General features: G+C 46.5%; 19 protein-coding genes and 1 riboswitch. Of the genes, 12 read left to right on the top strand and 7 right to left on the bottom strand.

The annotated features are described in order from the left end of the window. Nucleotides 1–45 precede the first annotated feature (45 nt). The 4 genes from ftsH (at nucleotide 46) to ACTCCX_RS03565 (ending at nucleotide 3629) form a co-directional block, all read left to right on the top strand. Nucleotides 46–1818: an ATP-dependent zinc metalloprotease FtsH gene (ftsH, locus tag ACTCCX_RS03580; RefSeq protein ID WP_463274781.1), complete on the top strand. Its 1773-nt coding sequence runs from the start codon at nucleotides 46–48 to the stop codon at nucleotides 1816–1818. A 93-nt stretch (nucleotides 1819–1911) separates the two neighbouring features. Next, the gene (locus ACTCCX_RS03575; protein WP_463274767.1) at nucleotides 1912–2262 is read left to right on the top strand and encodes a DUF2200 domain-containing protein; all 351 of its coding nucleotides are present in this window, start codon (nucleotides 1912–1914) and stop codon (nucleotides 2260–2262) included. 51 nt (nucleotides 2263–2313) lie between these two features. Beyond that, the gene (gene ppnP, locus ACTCCX_RS03570; RefSeq protein WP_463274766.1) at nucleotides 2314–2628 is read left to right on the top strand and encodes a pyrimidine/purine nucleoside phosphorylase; all 315 of its coding nucleotides are present in this window, start codon (nucleotides 2314–2316) and stop codon (nucleotides 2626–2628) included. A 557-nt stretch (nucleotides 2629–3185) separates the two neighbouring features. Further along, the gene (locus ACTCCX_RS03565; protein ID WP_463274780.1) at nucleotides 3186–3629 is read left to right on the top strand and encodes a DUF6803 family protein; all 444 of its coding nucleotides are present in this window, start codon (nucleotides 3186–3188) and stop codon (nucleotides 3627–3629) included. Nucleotides 3630–3709: 80 nt separating this feature from the next. Here ACTCCX_RS03565 and ACTCCX_RS03560 read toward each other — a convergent pair whose 3' ends face one another. The 5 genes from ACTCCX_RS03560 to ACTCCX_RS03540 all read right to left on the bottom strand — a co-directional run bounded on the left by ACTCCX_RS03560 (nucleotide 3710) and on the right by ACTCCX_RS03540 (nucleotide 7071). Then, entirely contained in the window at nucleotides 3710–4051 is a 342-nt protein-coding gene (locus ACTCCX_RS03560) for a type II toxin-antitoxin system PemK/MazF family toxin (RefSeq protein WP_463274765.1), read from the bottom strand. Next, nucleotides 4051–4281, bottom strand: coding sequence for a type II toxin-antitoxin system PemI/MazE family antitoxin (gene mazE, locus ACTCCX_RS03555; protein WP_068562292.1), 231 nt, complete (start codon nucleotides 4279–4281; stop codon nucleotides 4051–4053). The genes ACTCCX_RS03560 and mazE overlap by 1 nt, the downstream gene beginning before the upstream one ends. Before the next feature lie 301 nt (nucleotides 4282–4582). Continuing rightward, nucleotides 4583–5320, bottom strand: a complete 738-nt coding sequence (locus ACTCCX_RS03550) for an amino acid ABC transporter ATP-binding protein (protein WP_463274764.1) — start codon at nucleotides 5318–5320, stop codon at nucleotides 4583–4585. A gap of 4 nt (nucleotides 5321–5324) precedes the next feature. Beyond that, nucleotides 5325–5993, bottom strand: coding sequence for an amino acid ABC transporter permease (locus tag ACTCCX_RS03545; protein ID WP_463274763.1), 669 nt, complete (start codon nucleotides 5991–5993; stop codon nucleotides 5325–5327). Nucleotides 5994–6225: 232 nt separating this feature from the next. Then, complete coding sequence (locus tag ACTCCX_RS03540) at nucleotides 6226–7071, bottom strand: transporter substrate-binding domain-containing protein (protein ID WP_288927502.1); 846 nt, start codon at nucleotides 7069–7071, stop codon at nucleotides 6226–6228. Nucleotides 7072–7292: 221 nt separating this feature from the next. On the opposite strand from ACTCCX_RS03540, the gene ade reads away from it, so the two are divergent. Genes ade through ACTCCX_RS03525 form a run of 3 tightly spaced genes read left to right on the top strand, consistent with a single transcriptional unit; the run spans nucleotide 7293 to nucleotide 10871 of the window. Beyond that, nucleotides 7293–9134: an adenine deaminase gene (ade, locus tag ACTCCX_RS03535; RefSeq protein WP_463274762.1), complete on the top strand. Its 1842-nt coding sequence runs from the start codon at nucleotides 7293–7295 to the stop codon at nucleotides 9132–9134. A gap of 42 nt (nucleotides 9135–9176) precedes the next feature. After that, nucleotides 9177–10226, top strand: a complete 1050-nt coding sequence (locus ACTCCX_RS03530) for an anion permease (protein ID WP_463274761.1) — start codon at nucleotides 9177–9179, stop codon at nucleotides 10224–10226. Nucleotides 10227–10238: 12 nt separating this feature from the next. Further along, a complete protein-coding gene (locus tag ACTCCX_RS03525) occupies nucleotides 10239–10871 on the top strand; it encodes a DUF47 domain-containing protein (protein ID WP_463274760.1) in 633 nt (210 codons plus the stop codon). 236 nt (nucleotides 10872–11107) lie between these two features. Here ACTCCX_RS03525 and ACTCCX_RS03520 read toward each other — a convergent pair whose 3' ends face one another. Continuing rightward, complete coding sequence (locus ACTCCX_RS03520; protein ID WP_463274759.1) at nucleotides 11108–11368, bottom strand: hypothetical protein; 261 nt, start codon at nucleotides 11366–11368, stop codon at nucleotides 11108–11110. Nucleotides 11369–11594: 226 nt separating this feature from the next. Then, a riboswitch (SAM riboswitch) is annotated at nucleotides 11595–11705 on the top strand. Nucleotides 11706–11784: 79 nt separating this feature from the next. Here ACTCCX_RS03520 and ACTCCX_RS03515 point away from each other — a divergent pair. Then, nucleotides 11785–12075: a hypothetical protein gene (locus tag ACTCCX_RS03515; protein WP_463274758.1), complete on the top strand. Its 291-nt coding sequence runs from the start codon at nucleotides 11785–11787 to the stop codon at nucleotides 12073–12075. A gap of 25 nt (nucleotides 12076–12100) precedes the next feature. Beyond that, nucleotides 12101–12463: a DUF488 domain-containing protein gene (locus ACTCCX_RS03510; protein WP_463274757.1), complete on the top strand. Its 363-nt coding sequence runs from the start codon at nucleotides 12101–12103 to the stop codon at nucleotides 12461–12463. A gap of 866 nt (nucleotides 12464–13329) precedes the next feature. On the opposite strand, the gene ACTCCX_RS03505 is transcribed toward ACTCCX_RS03510, so the two are convergent. Then, nucleotides 13330–13674, bottom strand: coding sequence for a hypothetical protein (locus ACTCCX_RS03505; RefSeq protein ID WP_463274756.1), 345 nt, complete (start codon nucleotides 13672–13674; stop codon nucleotides 13330–13332). Nucleotides 13675–13891: 217 nt separating this feature from the next. Between ACTCCX_RS03505 and ACTCCX_RS03500 the strand changes: the two genes are divergently transcribed. The 3 genes from ACTCCX_RS03500 (at nucleotide 13892) to ACTCCX_RS03490 (ending at nucleotide 17185) form a co-directional block, all read left to right on the top strand. Continuing rightward, nucleotides 13892–14932 carry an NAD(P)-dependent alcohol dehydrogenase gene (locus ACTCCX_RS03500; protein ID WP_276647262.1) on the top strand — a complete coding sequence of 347 codons (1041 nt, stop codon included), beginning with the start codon at nucleotides 13892–13894 and terminating at the stop codon, nucleotides 14930–14932. Between the two features lie 198 nt (nucleotides 14933–15130). Further along, nucleotides 15131–15748, top strand: coding sequence for a trimeric intracellular cation channel family protein (locus tag ACTCCX_RS03495; RefSeq protein ID WP_119092209.1), 618 nt, complete (start codon nucleotides 15131–15133; stop codon nucleotides 15746–15748). A gap of 273 nt (nucleotides 15749–16021) precedes the next feature. After that, nucleotides 16022–17185 (top strand): galactokinase, encoded by a 1164-nt coding sequence (locus tag ACTCCX_RS03490; protein ID WP_086989159.1) that lies wholly within the window; start codon nucleotides 16022–16024, stop codon nucleotides 17183–17185.

Here is a 17185-nt window from a genome sequence, read left to right as displayed (position 1 = left end):
GATACGACGCTCTTTCGAAATTGGCTGGAATATCCTGGATAGCCAATTGATACCGCCTTCATATCATTTGGCGGTATAATGAAGTCAAAGGGTGAAGAAGTGGACTACAAGACGTTTGTTGCCATGATTGAGGAAGGGAGTGTGGAATCGGTGCTGGTGGAGGATAGCCGCATCGAATTCACGGCACTGAATGATGAAGGCGAGGAAGCTGTCTTCATAACTGGTCGAATGGAAGATCCAGCGCTAACTGAGAGACTACTGGCCACGAATGCGAAGTTTACCCAGGAAATTATCCCGGAAGAATCCCCACTGTTGAATTTCTTCCTGATTTGGATTCTGCCCATGGTGTTGTTGTATGCGTTCTGGAACTTTATGATGCGCAGGCTGCAGGGAAGAGTCGGAGGGCTCGGCGGCAGCGAAATGAAATTCGGCAAAAGCAATGTCATGGTTTATGCTGCATCTGAAACAGGAAAAACATTTGCGGACGTAGCAGGCCAGGACGAAGCGAAAGAAGCACTTTGGGAAGTGATCGATTTTCTGCACAATCCCCAAAAATACCGGGAAATCGGGGCGAAGATGCCGAAAGGGATTCTGCTTGTCGGACCTCCGGGAACCGGCAAAACGCTGCTTGCGAAAGCTGTCGCGGGAGAAGCCAAAGTTCCGTTCTTTTCGATATCGGGGTCAGAATTTATGGAGATGTTTGTCGGTGTCGGAGCAGCCAGGGTGCGAGATCTGTTCAATCAAGCCCAGGCAAAAGCCCCCTGCATCGTCTTCATTGATGAAATCGATACGATCGGCAAGAGCCGGAATGTGGCGGGCTTTACCGGAAATGATGAGCGGGACCAGACGCTCAACCAATTATTGAATGAGATGGATGGTTTTTCCTCGGAAAAAGGCGTGGTGATCCTGGCGGCAACGAACAAACCTGAAGTTCTTGACAAAGCGCTGTTGAGGCCAGGGCGTTTTGACAGGCGCATTCCACTCGAACTGCCGGATATTGCCGGCAGAGAGGCGATTCTGAGGGTGCATGCAAAAACAGTCAAAATGACGGAGGATGTTGATTTGAAAGGAATCGCAAAGTATACACCCGTCAGCTCCGGAGCTGACCTTGCCAATCTGATAAATGAAGGCGCTCTCCATGCCATAAAGGAAGGACGCAGCGAGATCACTCAATCCGATTCGGAGTATGCTTTGGAAATCATTCTGGCCGGCTACCAACGGAAAAATGCGATCCTCTCGAAAGAAGATAAATTGGCGATTGCCTACCATGAAATCGGCCATGCGATCGTTGCCGCAAAACAGACCGATTCCGCACCAGTCAATAAAATCAGCATCATCCCAAGGACATCCAGGGTCCTCGGCTATACGATGCAGCCGGAAGAGACAGACCAAATACTGATGAGCCGGGAAAAATTCCTGAATAAAATCGTCACCTACATGGGCGGACGCTCTGCCGAGGAGGTCATCCTGAATACGGTCACCTCCGGGGCGGAAAATGACATAGAGGCCGCAACAGCGATTGCGAGAGCGATGGTCACACGATACGGGACGAGTGAAAAATTCGACATGATGGCTTTGGAAACGATCAATAATCCTTATCTGGGAACGGATGTAACCTCACTCGTATCGAATGAAACCTCTGCGAAAATCGATGATGAGGTTCTGCGCATCATCACATTCGCCCACGAAAAAGCCAAAGAAATCATCCGGGAGAACGTACCGAAAATGCATGAGCTTGCAAACTACCTGCTCGAAAAAGAAACCATGACCGGAGAAAAATTCATGGAAATGCTAGAGGAAAAAGATGATGGAGGCTAATGAATCGAGTTTTTACATTTTTTTGCGATTTGTGGCATAATAAACATCATAAGTATGGAAAATAGATTCAGGAAGTTTCAGAAAGGGGCCAGTATGAAAAATACGAAAATATTTGGGATGTCTTTTGCCAGTGTCTATCCGTTGTATATCAAGAAGGCCGAGAAAAAAGGCCGGACCAAAGAGGAAGTTGATGATATCATTTTCTGGCTGACCGGATATGATGAGGCAGCGCTGCAGCAACAACTGGATAATAAAGTTGATTTCGAGACATTTTTTGCACAGGCGCCGCAGCTGAATCCCAACGTTTCGCTTATCACAGGAGTCATCTGCGGTTACCGCGTTGAAGAGATCGAAGACAAACTTATGCAAAAGATCCGTTATCTGGATAAGTTGATCGACGAATTGGCAAAAGGCAAGGCCATGGAGAAAATACTAAGAAAATAGGCTATACGTGCAAGCAAACCATAAAATAAACAGGCTAATGGAGGAAACAGGATGGAATTCAAAAATGTTACAGTGATCAAGGAAGCAAATGTGTATTTTGATGGGAAAGTTACCAGCAGAACGGTTTTGTTCGAAAGCGGAGAGAATAAGACACTTGGCTTCATGTTGGCAGGCGAGTACGAATTCAACACTGATGCAGAGGAAATAATGGAAGTCCTGGGTGGCGATATGTCGGTTATGTTGCCGGGTGAAGCGGAATACACGCTTTACAGCAAAGGCCAAAGCTATGTCGTTCCGGCGAACTCATCCTTCAAGATGATCGTTGAGAAGTATGTGGATTATTGCTGTTCTTACAAAAACTACTAAATCTGAAGTGCAAGTTTTTTAATAACTGCGCAACAGTGAAGGCAAATCAATTGATTTCAACAAAATAAACCAGCCGGAAAACGGAGTTCGTCTATCGAACTTCCGTTTTCCGGCTGTTTTTTTATAGTGTATAGACAGCGTTTGTTTCGGCTATCCGTTTTCAGCTATTAGACATATTCAACGATTCCGCGTTTGAGAAGCTCTTTCCTCAAAGCTTCATTTTCAGACCGCAGTCGTTTCACATCTGCTCTCAAAACAGAATCGAATTTACGGATTGTATTTATGACTAACATCACTAAGATAAAAATCAGCAATATTGAAATGATAAATTGGATTGTTTGCATTATCTGAACCCCTCTTTCCGGATTGTTTTTTTCTACATTCACAGAATATCAGGTCATTATGTAGCTCATATGAAGACGCCCAATCTCCATCTAATCTACACATTCATTCGGTATATTAAGACTATCAATTTTTAGTTATTTTACTTTGAGGAGGAAACAAAAGTGAGCATGACTCATTACATGTCTTTATTAGCTTCAAATCAGCCCTAGAATCTGATCATCTTTATGGCAATCCCTGTAATCTGCGCGGAGACGATGACGATTTCAGAATTTTTCATTATTTTTGACAGGGTAAAATCGGGTGGTTTGAAGACTTTGAACAAAATCGTCGGTATCTTTGCCGGCTTCTATTTCACGGGAATATTCTTCTACCTGTTGTTTAACGCAGTGATTCCATTGACCACCACAAATGGTTGGCACACGTGGGTCGACGTTGTGGCAGTGGGCTTCTATTTGAGCGGCGTACTGTTCCTATTGCCGATCGCACTCATGGAAATTGGTGTCCTGTTCCGGAATAAAACCGATGAAGAAAAAATGAAAATCCACTTTATGCTGGTCGGCGGCTTCCTTGTCGTTGCCCATATTGCCATGATTTTCGGCATGGTGAATCCTGAAATCATCGACAGCATGGCCGTAATGCCTGGTATGACGAATTAGTCATAACCCTGTTAATTTGTATCCAAATACAAGTATATACAACAAAAAATCCGCAATCAGCTGTTAAGTGATTGCGGATTTTAAAAAATGTATTCGATTATCTGATCGACTTTAGCGATATCCTGAACAGGCAATCTATCAGCAAATTCGATTTTTCTGGCGTGAAAATCCAAAGATTTGAGTTGGGAAATGACGATTTGACCTGTGAGAACCATTTCTTTCGGCAACGTATATCGAGTAGGAATGTTTTTTATTGTCGAAGTGATGGGGCAAATAACCGCAAACAAGGTGGAACGATTAAATTCGTATCTTGAGACAACCAGTCCCGGCCGACGTTTCTTGATTTCATTTCCTAAAGATGGGTCAAAATTTACCCAGACGATATCGCCTTTCTTGGGGATGTACCTATCGGAAGCGTTCATCAGAATAGTTCTCTCCCTTCAGGAGATAAATTATTCCACTCATCTTTTTCGTAAAAAGCTCCAGCTTCGGACAAAACAAAGGGATCATCAATTTTTGGAACCAATGTGATTGTCCCATCTGGTGAATAGATTACGACATATTCTTTATTGGGTTCTAATTTTTCGCCATTGTGAAGCGGCAGGGTGACAACTACGGAACTTCCTTGCAGTCTGGACTTTGTAATTAGCATGTTTCTCACCTCTTATGAATAATTATACTCGACAACACTCAGTCACGCAAAGTGCACTATCGGCACATGCTAAAAAAGTAAATTTAGGAATATAATCGATTTATGGAGTCGATGACCCTAGGGAAGTCAGCCGACAGAACAATGGAATTCAGGAGGGATACGGTGATGGATATGACGAATTATGCCATCATGACCATCATCGAACTCGAGAATAAAACATAATGTTGCGTACAATAGTATCCAGTGCCTCAAAAAAGATAGACGATACCAGAGCATCCAAGCTCTGGTATCGTCTATCTTTTTAAATCGAGATGCTGTTGATGAAGCGGGCGATCCTTGGATCGGTTGTGCTTGCGAAGAAGTCCTTGGTCGGGCCGTCGAAGCCGACTTTGCCGTCCTCCAGGAAGAGCATGCGGTCCGCTGCTTCCCGTGCGAAGTCAAGGTTGTGCGTCACGATGATCATGGATAGCTTTTCGGAAGCGAGCTCCTTCAAGACTCGCAGCACTTCTGCCTCCAACTCGGGATCAAGGGCGGAAGTGGGTTCATCGAACAGGACGAAATCCGGTTCCATAGCCAAGGCGCGCGCGATGGCGACGCGTTGTTGTTGACCGCCCGACAGTTGGTCCGGGTAATGGTCCAGTTTGTCGGCCAAGCCGACTTTGGTCAGCAGGTTTTTGGCTCTGGCCGTCGCTTCTGTTTTCGAAAGTTTCAGAACCGTAATCGGGCCTTCGATGACATTTTCCAATACCGACAGATGCGGGAAGAGGTTGAAACTCTGGAACACCATCGCCGTTTCTTTGCGGATCGCCATCATCGTTTCTTTCGATATTTTGGAGCTGAAATCGACTTCGAGATTGCCGTTTTTCAGAATGCCGCTCTCAGGCACTTCCAGCAAATTCAAGGTACGCAACAGCGTGGACTTGCCTGAACCGGATGGCCCGACGATGACGGTCGTTTCGCCAGTTTTGAAAGTTAATGAGATATCCTTGAGGGCATGAAAGTCACCGTAGGATTTTTGGATATGTTTGATTTCAATCATGTCGTCACGCCTTTTTCAGATATTTGGAAGTTCTGGTTTCCAATTTGCCCTGGATCCAAGTCAACACGGTACTGATAAGGAGGTAGATCACAGCTACTTCCATATACAGAATCAGCGGTTCATAGGTAACGGAAGCGAACTGCTGCCCGACCATCGTCATTTCAATGATCGTGATGCTGGATGCCAGCGAAGTTGATTTCACCAGAGAAATGAAGTCGTTCATGACAGCCGGCAAGGCAATCCGGACGGTCTGCGGGAAGATGATCCTTTTCAGGACCTGTCCGTGCGTCATTCCCAAGGAGTCAGCCGCTTCCCACTGGCCTCTCGGGATAGACAGGATTGCGCCACGGATGGATTCGGCCGAATAGGCACCGCTGTTCAGCGCGAAAGTCAGGATGGCAGCCGTCCACGCATCCAAGGTGATGTTCAGCTTCGGCAAACCGAAGAAGACGATGAACAATTGGATCAAAAGCGGTGTGCCGCGGAATACCCAAACGTAGAACCAAGCCAGCCCTTTCAACAACCTGCTTTTCGAAATCCGCATGACTGCAGTAAGGACTGCCAGTACAAGGGACAAAGCAAAGGAAATCAGCGCCAAGGGGATGGTGACGGTAAATCCTGCTTCCAGAATTGGCCATAGGGCGTTTTCGATTATGGATAATGTATGCTGCAAAATTTACTCACCGTTCCTTTTTATATTAAAAATTAAAAAACTATTCAATGTCCAAAAGCGCATCACCGCAAGTGGTTCACGAGATACCAAATTGTAACACGCATCCAACGATGATGGCTAGCTTCAAGGATTAACCATCCATAAATCAGATAAATCGTACCGATTGAGCTCTAATCTGCGCAATTGGTACGATTTCGTATATGTGAGACGGAACGAGCCCGTTCAGCTTTTCTTAGTTGTTCGCGCCGACGCTGATGTCTTCGCCTAGGTATTTTTCGAAGATTGCTTTAAAAGTGCCGTCTTCTGTGCGGGCTGCGATGATTTCATTCAGTTTAGTCTGGAAATCTGTGTTTTCCTTTTGCAGGATGATGCCGACTTTATCGTTTGTAGGCAGTTTTTCATCAATCAGACGCAAAGTGGAGTCTGGATATTCTTCAAAGTAAGTCAAGAAAGTGATGTAATCATTGATCGTTCCGTCAGCTCTTCCTGAAGTGATCAATTCAACTGCTTGATTGAAGCCGTCGACAGGGACGATTTCAGCACCCAGGTCACGGGCGTTCTGTGCGTAATTGCTTGTAGTTGATTGGGCTGATTTTTTGCCGCTGTAGTCATCCAAAGTTTGAATGTCGGAGTCTGCACTGACCGCCAATTGGCCATAGGACTCGAAATAAGCATCGGTGAAGTCGTAGACCGCTTGTCGTTCTTCGGTCACGCCGACGTTGTTGATGACGATATCGTATTTATTGACGTCCAATCCGGCAATCAGGGAATCCCATTTCGTTTCGACAAAGACAGGTTCCACACCTAAATCTTCCGCAATGACTTCTGCGATTTCCACTTCGAAACCGACTAAGTCTCCGGTTTCTGTATCATGATAGCTGAACGGAGGGTAAGTGCCTTCCACACCGATGCGCAATTGTTTGTTTTCTTCGATTGTCTTCAAGACATTTGCTGTTGCGGCAGTGCTGGATGCTGTAGAGGCACTGTCCGAACTTGAGTCGGTTGTTGTTGCGCCGCAAGCCGCCAAAGCCAAGCCGGCTGTACCCACGAATAAGATTTTTGATAGTAGTTTCTTCATTATATTCACTCCTGTTGTTTTTTTTTGAATAGTTGCCGGTCATTCGACCGAAAAAACGCCCCACATGGTTATTGCTGGTGATGGTAAACCGTAAACCGACATTCCTTACTTTTTGTCGCTCGAAGGCATGAGGAAATCTTATCACCAGCGTATGTAAGAAGCAAATAGTTAAAAACGAACAGTATTGATAGGTAAAACCGATCACCTAAGTATTATGCATCATGAAAATCATGCCGCGATTAAGATGCTTATCGGCCCCCACGAGAATCGTGTATAATATAAGAAAAAACAAGAGATTCGCTGATCAAGAGAGCGAAATGGAACCAGGGGGAATTTGTATGGGAGATGGATTGAAAAGGTTGATCCAAGCGGCGCAACAACTGGAGGAAGCGGATCTTATCATTCAAAATGGAACCATAGTGGATGTGTTTTCGCTTGAGACCTTTGAGGCTGACGTCGCGATCCGGGACGGTCGTATCGTCGGCATCGGTACCTACCCGAACGGAAAGCAAGTGGTGGATGCTACAGGCAAGTTCATTCTGCCGGGTTTTATCGATGGGCATATTCATATTGAATCGACGATGGTGACACCGTCGCAATTTTCACGGGCGCTCATCAAACACGGTATTACGACCGTTGTGACCGATCCTCATGAAATTGCGAACGTCGCAGGGACAATCGGAATCGACTTTATGCTCGAGGACGCCGCCAATGCCGACATGGATATTCTAATGAAGCTGCCTTCGTGTGTGCCGGCAACGCCCTTCGAGCAGAACGGCGCGACGCTGACTGCGGATGATCTCCGCCCTTATTTGACCCATCCGACCGTCATTGGCCTGGCGGAAGTGATGGATTATCCAGCTGTCTTGGATGCAGACCCGGACATGCTGGAAAAAATCCGCATGACGACAGAAGCTGGGATGATGGTCGATGGACATGCGGCCGGTTTGACTGATACTGCGCTGAATGTGTACAGCACAGCCGGAATCCGCAATGACCACGAGGCGGTGACGGCGGAAGAAGCAATGGCACGCGTACGCCGTGGCATACACGTATTGGTGCGCGAAGGTTCAGCCGCGAAAGATTTGCTGGCGTTGTTGCCGGCCATCAACGAAAGGAACAGCCGTCGTTTTTCATTCTGTACGGATGATAAGCATCTAGACGAGTTAGCCGAAGAGGGAACCATCAATTATGCCGCCCAGCTTGCGATCCAACAAGGCTTAGATCCGCTGATCGCGATCCAGATGGCTACGCTCAACAATGCGGTGTGTCACGGTATCCAGGACAAAGGCGCCATCGCACCAGGTTATGTTGCGGACATCTTGATTACGGACAGTTTAGAGAGGCTGAGCCCGGAAACGATCATCAAAGACGGGCGCGTGCTGAATTTGGATGAGCTGAGAAATGTCCATGCTGTTGTCCCGCAAGCTGTACGATCATCGCTTCATTTAAAGAAAGTAACAAAAGTCGACTTGCAGATTCCACTCTTGGAAGGCCAAAAAGCTTGGGTTATCGGCATTGTGCCGGGAAGCATCATTACACAGAAAAACGCAAGGGATGTGCAGACGGAAGACGGATTTTTTGTTGCGGATCCGCAAAATGATCAACTGAAGATGGTTGTGTGCGAGCGCCATCACCAAACCGGCAGCATCGGTGCTGGCATCGTCAGTGGTTTAGGTCTGAAACGGGGCGCAATCGCTTCGACAGTAGCCCATGATTCGCATAATCTGGTCGTGGCCGGAACCAACGATGAAGACATGCTGCTGGCGATCGAGGAAGCGGAACGGATGCAAGGCGGACTCGTCATCGTGGATGGCGGCAAAGTATTGGCTTCAGTCCCGCTGCGGGTCGGAGGTATTATGTCGGAAAAACCGTATGAAGAAGTGATTAAGGAATTGCATCAGTTGCACGGGCAGTTGGCTACGCTGGCGGAGGAAGGACAGAACATTTTCATGATTCTTTCGTTTCTGTGTCTCCCGGTCATTCCGCGGCTGAAATTGACGGATAAAGGATTGTTTGATGTGGATTCCTTCCAGCATATCGAAGTGGGGATTCCGATGTAAGGTCACTTACTTCAGTGCGGTCCGGAAAGGCGGTGGTCCTTTATGGCGATTTCATTTGGTGCATTCATTCAGTTGCTGCTGACGAGCCCGGCTATTGCGGTGACGGTGATCTTGACGTTGGGCGTGGTTTTGGTGAACGGGTGGACGGATGCGCCGAACGCCATCGCCACTTGCGTTTCGACACGAAGTATGACCCCGCGCAATGCCATCTTGATGGCGGCAGTGTTCAATTTTTTTGGTGTCTTTGCGATGACCGCAGTCAATGCGAAAGTTGCCCAGACGATGGCGAAGATGGTTGATTTTGGCGGAAATACGGAAGATGCGGTCGTGGCGCTGTGTGCGGCGCTCTTTGCGATTGTGGTATGGGCCACTGCCGCTTGGTATTTTGGCATTCCGACAAGTGAAAGCCATGCCTTGATTGCTGGGGTGTCTGGGGCTGCGATTGCGTTGCAAGGCGGTATCGATGGAATCAATGGTGCGGAATGGATCAAGGTGCTTTACGGTTTGGTGCTTTCCACCGTTCTTGGATTGTCTCTGGGATTCCTTGTCGTGAAACTGGTCGGCGCGCTGTTCAAGGACATCGAGCGGCAAAGCACGACAACTTTCTTCCGCAACAGCCAGATCGCCGGTGCGGCGGCGATGGCCTTCATGCATGGGGCCCAGGACGGCCAGAAGTTCATCGGGATTTTCCTGTTGGGCATCGCTTTGTCGCAAGGGAATGCCACGACTGATTTCATGATTCCTGTCTGGCTGATGCTGTTGTGTTCCACAGTCATGGCCTTAGGAACGGCAATCGGTGGTGGGAAAATCATCAAGACGGTAGGGGTCAATATGGTGAAGCTGGAGACCTATCAAGGATTCAGCGCTGATTTTGCCGGGGCCTTGAGCCTCTTGACGGCATCGCTCTTGGGGCTGCCGGTGAGCACGACCCACACGAAGACGACGACCATCATGGGAGTGGGCGCAGGCAGGCATCTGTCGAGCGTAAACTGGTTGACGGTCAAGGAAATGGTTTATACGTGGGTGTTGACCTTTCCAGGTTGCGGCCTTGTCGGTTATCTGATGGCAAAGCTGTTCATTCGGATATTCTAGGGGGTTTCGGTTATGTTCAAAAAGAAGACGGAAAAGTTGGATTATTTCGATGAGTTCATCAGGCTTGCCGAATGGGGTGTCCAATCGGCGGAATTCCTGAATCAGGTTTTGGCGGAATATCCGGTCGCTGACCTTAGCCAAAAGTTGGATGAGATGCATGAGATCGAGCACAATGCCGACCTCGCGAAATACAGGTTGATGCGCTATATGTACAACGATCTGTTGCCGCCTTTCGATAGGCAGGATGTGATTGCGTTGGTCACCAGTCTGGACCATGCCATCGACATGATTGAGGACGTCATGATCCATATTGAGATCTATCAACCGCAGAATATCACACCGGAAATCAATCAATTTCTGGATCTGGTCAAAAAATCAGCTGAAGAATTGCTAACGGCGGTGCGGCTACTGAAAACCTACAAAAAGTCACAAAAAGAGATCCATGCAGTCATCCACCGGATCAATGCCTGTGAGAAGGAAGGCGATCTTCTCTACATCCAATCCATGCGCGATCTCTATCAGAGCGATGCGGATGCTGTTAGCATCGTCATCCGGAGCAAAATCTATAAATCGTTGGAGGATTGCTGCGACGCCTTCAAGGACGTGACCAAATTCGTGGAAGAGATTGCGTTGAAGTACGCTTGATCTGTGGTGGTTGTCCGATAATGTGGAAGAATCGAACAATCAGAGCGAGTTGGTAGCGTGAATGCCCGCCATAACTGTTTTAAAGGGTTATTTCTGAGCGTAAAATCAAGTCCCATACATAAATAAATAGGGCGGCATCAAAACCAGAATAATACTTTCTGGTTTTGATGCCGCCTTATTTAGCTATATGGTCAAAAAGATGCCATCAACTATAATCTGTTGTCCATGTACCGAAATTATTGGTCTAAGGATGGATCCAGTTCTCCAGTGGAATAACGGATATGTCCGTCCCAGTTTCTTGCATGCATACTGATGCCGTTCATGTGATGGTCGTCTTCCGTGTGGTGACGGAGATGAGTGGCATGGCTACGTACATACTGACCGTGATTTTCATATGTCACCGTATCCATCATCGCTGCATCTACGGGAGTTGCGACAGCAAAGGTTGTCAAGGCAGTAAAAGAAATCAGGCCAATCATCAAATATTTTTTCTTCATGAATAAGTTCTTCCTTCCTATGTATACTGACTATAGTTTATGCGGCTGTTTCATTCTTGTTGATCGGACAAAAGAAATGATCAGCAACACGGGATCGCTTGATCCTTCTTCAGTATACTAAGGAAGTGTGTAGAACAGATGTAGTTAAAAAATAAAATATATGGATTCGCGATTAGTTGAATTTTGCGCAAGGGTATGACATAATATATTTGAAAATTAAATAACTTCTTTATCAAGAGAGATCGAGGGACTGGCCCGATGACATCTCAGCAACCGACCAATGCGCGAGCGCAATGGCACGGTGCTAAATCCTGCAGAGCAATCTGAGAGATAAGAAGAGCAAAGCGACATTCCCGACTCTTCTTGTTTAAAGAAGGGTTTTTTGTTTTCAAAAAAACAATTTGGAGGGAAACACGATGACAATGACAAAGGAACAATTCGAGCGCTGCGAAAGAAGTTGCAAAAGAATGGAAGCGGCAGGCGGCCCAAAAAGCCAAGCTGAGGCCATGCTCTATCATCAGTACAAGCAGCAAAAGGCTGCTGTTGCAGAAGCGCTTAAAATGGGTAAGGAGAACTATCAAGCGAAACTGCTGGCCAGAGTAGCGGAAGTGCATCGGCTTGAGGAAGAAATCGCCAATTTGCAGCAGCACCTTTACCTGGAGAAGGTACAAGTGGATAAGATGATGGAACTGGTGGCCCAGTTTTAAAGCAGTAAATGGGAGGAGAATGGACATGGAACTGAAGATGAAGCGTATCTACGAATCTACTGAGGAAACAGATGGCTTCAGGATCTTGGTTGATCGGTTGTGGCCGCGTGGAGTCAAGAAGGAGGCCGCGCAGTTGGATGCATGGCTGAAGGATAGCGCACCGTCCCCGGATTTGCGTAAATGGTTCGACCACGATCGGGAAAAATTTAACACCTTTAAGGAACAATATGAAGAGGAATTATTGACGAATCCGCCGACCGCTGCTGCCGCAGCAGAGATTCTGAAACAGTTGGAAGCGACCGATGTCACATTGGTCTATGCCGCGCGGGATCCGGAGATCAATCATGTCGTTGTGCTGCGGGATTTTTTGGAGAGCCAGATGAAATAGCACTGAAAAATAGATAATGCCTTTCCCAGATGCCTCACCTGTTAAACCGTAGCAAGAAAATCATGTAAAAACAAAGCAAGCCGCCTGCGATAAGGAATCATAGGCTGCTTGCTTTTCATTCTGATTTACGTTTCTGTACATAAATTTCTCCAAAAGAAATAGCCAAAGTTACCCAAACTCCGATATTGTCTAAACCTATGCCTGAAGCGGAATTTCCGCCTAGAGCGGTCAATAAAATCAACACAGAGAACAGATAGAATAATGAAAATATCTGTCCATTTATATTTTCCGCATTCTTGGGACGCCGGAAACGTTCGAACAATATGGACACAAGATACAAGCTTAATATGATTCCCGCATTCAATTCTATTGGAATCCAATCGGATAAGAACGAATCAGGGAAATAGTCATAAATCATCAAAAGTGTTAATAGAACATAAAAAATAAGATTACTATATTTTAAAAAATTCATATTTAGATACCTATTTTCTTTGATAGAGTCAATAGAAACGTGAATCCATTTTTTGTGAGAATTGCATAATTAATCATGAAATATTATTTTCTTGCGATGGTAAATACAAAATAGGTTAGTAGACACGACAAAACAAGCTCAAACAGAAAAATCAAAAAATAAAAAAGTATAATGCTGGAATCCTCAATAGTGGGAAGAGGTATCCTGTTGCCAAACAAAAACGAAACCACTTCATTAATGACGAACCAAAATACGAAAGTCAAACTGATTTTTGCAAATGATCTTAAAGAGTTTCTCAAAATACCTCAACTCCTTCAATTTTGGATGAATAGATAATAGGAATTGAAACGGCTAGCTTACAACACCGCACTTTATAGTTGCATATCTCAAGTAATTAAATTTCTTTCAACACCACGCGGTAATAATCATCGTCACCCTTGAATATCAGTTTGATCTGCAGTTCTCTTTCAGAAAGTTCCGGATCGACAAAAGTATTCGTTTCGTCGGATACTTTTTCTTTAATGTCGTCGAGGGAATCGTAATAGGCTACAATAAATGGCTCATGCTCCGCATCAAAATCCGCAAGTTGTTCCAAAAAGGCCGTTTCGTTGTCGATAACTTCCGTGCTCTCGCTGATTGAGGATTGAGTGACTTCGGGTTGGGGAGTTTCGTTTGATTCGTTCGAACAAGCCATAAGCAATAATGCAACCGGAAGAGCAAAATAGGCTTTCGTTTTCAAGTTGATTCCTCCTATTTTCGAATTGTTTCAATATTAAGTATAAACTAGTTATACTGAGAATAGAAATAATGTTAATAATAAGAAACAAAAAAGGCTGGAGTAATTTAGCGCTTCCTATCGGTTATCGCTTGACTTAACCTTAACTTTAAGGAGTATGCTCTTTCTACAAGAGCGTGCACGCTGCTTTTGAATTAAAAGCATAATGGAGGAAAAATAGATGGTACTAGCGAGAGCAAGAGCAGTCGACGGTCCGGACAAACCGTTCCGATTTGCTGAAATCAAGAGACGGGAATTGGATGAACAGGACGTTCTGATCGAAATCAAGTTTGCGGGTATCTGCCATTCGGATATCCATACAGCCCATGGTGAGTGGGGACATGTGCACTATCCGCTCGTTCCTGGGCATGAAATCGCGGGATTGGTCACCGCAGTCGGTCCTGGCGTAACGAAATATAAAATTGGGGATCGCGTTGGTGTCGGCTGCATGGTTGATTCCTGCGGAGAATGCGAAAATTGTTTGCGCGGGGAAGAGCAGTACTGCCTGAAAGGCAATGTCCCGACTTATGCCGGAGTCGATAAATACGGCGAACCGACACAGGGCGGCTACTCGACGCATATCGTCGTGACCGAAGATTTTGTTGTGCGCATTCCGGACAACATCGGTCTGGACGCCGCAGCGCCGCTGTTGTGCGCTGGCATCACAACCTACTCACCATTGAACCGTTGGCAGGCCGGCCCCGGCAAGAAAGTCGCCGTGATCGGACTGGGCGGATTGGGGCACATGGGCGTCAAAATCGCGCATGCGATGGGGGCTGAAGTCACCGTCCTTTCGCAAACGTTGAGCAAAAAAGAAGACGGACTGAAGTTCGGGGCGCAGCATTATTACGCCACCAAGGATCCGGAAACATTCAAGGAATTGGCCGGCAGCTTTGATTTGATCATCAATACGGTGAGTGCCGTGATCAATCTGGACGCTTACCTGGGCTTGTTGAAACTCGACGGCACGCTGGTGAACGTCGGGGCTCCAGGAGAACCGCTGTCAGTGAATGTGATGTCCTTGATCGGGCATCGCCGTTCCTTTGCAGGTTCCATGATCGGCGGCATCCGCGAAACCCAGGAAATGCTGGACTTCTGCGCCGAACACAGCATCGTTCCGAATATCGAAGTCATTTCAGCCGACCAGATCGACGAGGCCTATGAACGCGTCTTGGCTTCCGACGTCAGATACCGTTTCGTGATCGACACCAGCACAATCTGATGAAAAATTAGTTCTCTGATGTTCAATATTTTTGGGCGCAAGGGTATATGGAAGCTACAGAATAAATAGGTTTGTGCAAACAGGCTAAAAAAGAATGAAAAAGAATGCAAAGTTTATGGCGACTTTGCATTCTTTTGCGTTATACTTTTTGCAAAACCTAATATTTTCAGAGAACTATCATCAGGGGGGACACATTGAATGGAATTTATTTCTATAGTTGAAATAATCGGAACGATCGCCTTTGCGATGTCAGGGGCATTGACCGCGATCGAGAAGGATCTTGATTATTACGGGATCGGGATATTTGCGATCACGACTTCGGTAGGCGGCGGGATCGTCAGGGATCTGCTGATTGATCGCCCTTTGCCGGCATCATTGGAAAACCCGCTCTATGCACTCATCAGCTTGCTTTCCGCCGGCTTTGTCATTCTTTTCTATACGCACATCAACAAATTGGCGAAGAAACTGCAATTTTTTGATGCGATCGGTCTTGGGGCATTTACTGCTATCGGAGCGGAGGTGGCTGTGCGGCTGGGCTTTCAACAGTGGTACGTGGTGGTGACGTTGGCGGTATTGACCGGAACCGGTGGCGGACTTATCAGGGATGTGTTCGCTCGGGAGATTCCTTATATATTCCGCAAAGAGGTGTATGCGATGGCGTCCATCCTTGGGGCCATCCTGTACATTATCGTGTTTCGCTTAGCCGGAAGTCAAATGGCGTTATACAGCTGTTTTTTGGCAACCACTTTGATCAGGCTCTACTGTATGGAGAATGACGTGCACTTGCTGAAAGTCGGGAAGGTCACACTTGAATAGTCATCCGTTCCAAAGCTGTGTGCATTATTCGATACAATTACCCAAATATTTTTTTTACCTGGAAATAAGCTAATTGAATGTTAAACCGCAATGAAGGGCTTGACAATGCCTAACATTGCGGTTTTTTGTGTTAAATGAATCAAATTCCGCACGGGGTGAAAGCGCTGCAAAATCGCTTGACACTTCTTTGTTGTGGGGTTATAATTCATTTAGTTAATATTTAGTAAAAATAACAAGTAAAAATTTATCAAAAACAAGAAGGAGCGGATGAAGATGGAATTGACAGGGTTGAAGCAAAAATTTGAGGAATTATTCGACAAAAAGGATTACACAGCATTTTTTGCACCGGGACGGATCAATCTGATCGGCGAGCACACGGATTACAACGGCGGGAATGTCTTTCCTTGCGCCATCACATTGGGGACATACGCTATCGCGGCAAAAAATGATCTGAAGCAAGTCCGTCTTTACTCGGAAAACTTCCCAGAAGCCGGCGTCATCAGCTTCGATTTGGCCGATCTTGATCACAAAAAAGCTGACAGCTGGGCGAACTACCCGAAAGGCATGCTGCGCTATCTGAAGGAAGCCGGTCATGCCATTCCGGAAGGCATGGATATGGTCATTTTCGGAAATATCCCGAACGGCTCTGGTCTGTCCTCATCCGCATCCCTTGAACTGCTGATGGGTGTCGTTTTGGATAATCTGTTCGATTTGAACGTGGACCGCTTGGACCTCATCAAAACAGGCAAACGCGTGGAGAACGAGTTCATCGGCGTAAACAGCGGCATCATGGATCAGTTCGCTGTCGGCATGGGCGAGGAAAACAAAGCGATTTTGCTGGACTGCAATACGCTTGAATATGAAATGGTTCCTGTAGAATTGGGCAATCACGCAATCGTTATCATGAATACAAAAAAACGTCGCGAATTGGTCGACTCCAAGTACAACGAACGCCGCAGCGAATGCGAAGAAGCGTTGGCGAAGCTGCAGACAGTCGTCTCGGTCGGCAGCTTGGGCGAACTCGATGAAGAAACCTTCGAAAATGCGAAAGCAGTTCTGGAGAGCGATGTTTTGTACCGCCGTGCACGTCATGCGGTAACAGAGAACCAACGCACCTTGAAAGCCAAATCGGCCTTGCAGGCAGGCGAATTGGAGGCATTCGGCCAATTGATGAACCAGTCGCATATTTCTTTACGGGATGATTATGAAGTGACCGGCATCGAACTGGATACCTTGGTTCAAGCTGCATGGGACCAACCGGGTGTCTTGGGAGCGCGCATGACCGGAGCTGGATTCGGTGGCTGCGCAATCGCCATCGTCGAAAAAGATGCGATTCCGACCTTTATCGAAAATGTCGGTAAAACCTATGAAGCAGCGATCGGTTATCCGGCAGAATTCTACATCGCCGAAATCAGCGACGGCGCAAAACGGTTATAA

The organism is Trichococcus sp., assembly GCF_055118575.1.
The sequence above is the reverse complement of the archived record's forward strand: the minus strand, read 5'-3'. Positions and strand labels throughout refer to the sequence as shown.

Bases quoted from the DNA above. Each gene is read 5' to 3' on its own strand.
- ACTCCX_RS03550 (WP_463274764.1), bottom strand. From the start codon at position 5,320: ATGATTGAAATCAAACATATCCAAAAATCCTACGGTGACTTTCATGCC.
- mazE (WP_068562292.1), bottom strand. From the start codon at position 4,281: ATGCTAATTACAAAGTCCAGACTGCAAGGAAGTTCCGTAGTTGTCACC.
- ACTCCX_RS03540 (WP_288927502.1), bottom strand. From the start codon at position 7,071: ATGAAGAAACTACTATCAAAAATCTTATTCGTGGGTACAGCCGGCTTG.
- ACTCCX_RS03490 (WP_086989159.1), top strand. From the start codon at position 16,022: ATGGAATTGACAGGGTTGAAGCAAAAATTTGAGGAATTATTCGACAAA.
- ACTCCX_RS03515 (WP_463274758.1), top strand. From the start codon at position 11,785: ATGACAATGACAAAGGAACAATTCGAGCGCTGCGAAAGAAGTTGCAAA.
- ACTCCX_RS03530 (WP_463274761.1), top strand. From the start codon at position 9,177: ATGGCGATTTCATTTGGTGCATTCATTCAGTTGCTGCTGACGAGCCCG.
- ade (WP_463274762.1), top strand. From the start codon at position 7,293: ATGAAAATCATGCCGCGATTAAGATGCTTATCGGCCCCCACGAGAATC.
- ACTCCX_RS03575 (WP_463274767.1), top strand. From the start codon at position 1,912: ATGAAAAATACGAAAATATTTGGGATGTCTTTTGCCAGTGTCTATCCG.
- ACTCCX_RS03500 (WP_276647262.1), top strand. From the start codon at position 13,892: ATGGTACTAGCGAGAGCAAGAGCAGTCGACGGTCCGGACAAACCGTTC.
- ACTCCX_RS03510 (WP_463274757.1), top strand. From the start codon at position 12,101: ATGGAACTGAAGATGAAGCGTATCTACGAATCTACTGAGGAAACAGAT.
- ACTCCX_RS03525 (WP_463274760.1), top strand. From the start codon at position 10,239: ATGTTCAAAAAGAAGACGGAAAAGTTGGATTATTTCGATGAGTTCATC.
- ACTCCX_RS03560 (WP_463274765.1), bottom strand. From the start codon at position 4,051: ATGAACGCTTCCGATAGGTACATCCCCAAGAAAGGCGATATCGTCTGG.
- ppnP (WP_463274766.1), top strand. From the start codon at position 2,314: ATGGAATTCAAAAATGTTACAGTGATCAAGGAAGCAAATGTGTATTTT.
- ACTCCX_RS03520 (WP_463274759.1), bottom strand. From the start codon at position 11,368: ATGAAGAAAAAATATTTGATGATTGGCCTGATTTCTTTTACTGCCTTG.
- ACTCCX_RS03495 (WP_119092209.1), top strand. From the start codon at position 15,131: ATGGAATTTATTTCTATAGTTGAAATAATCGGAACGATCGCCTTTGCG.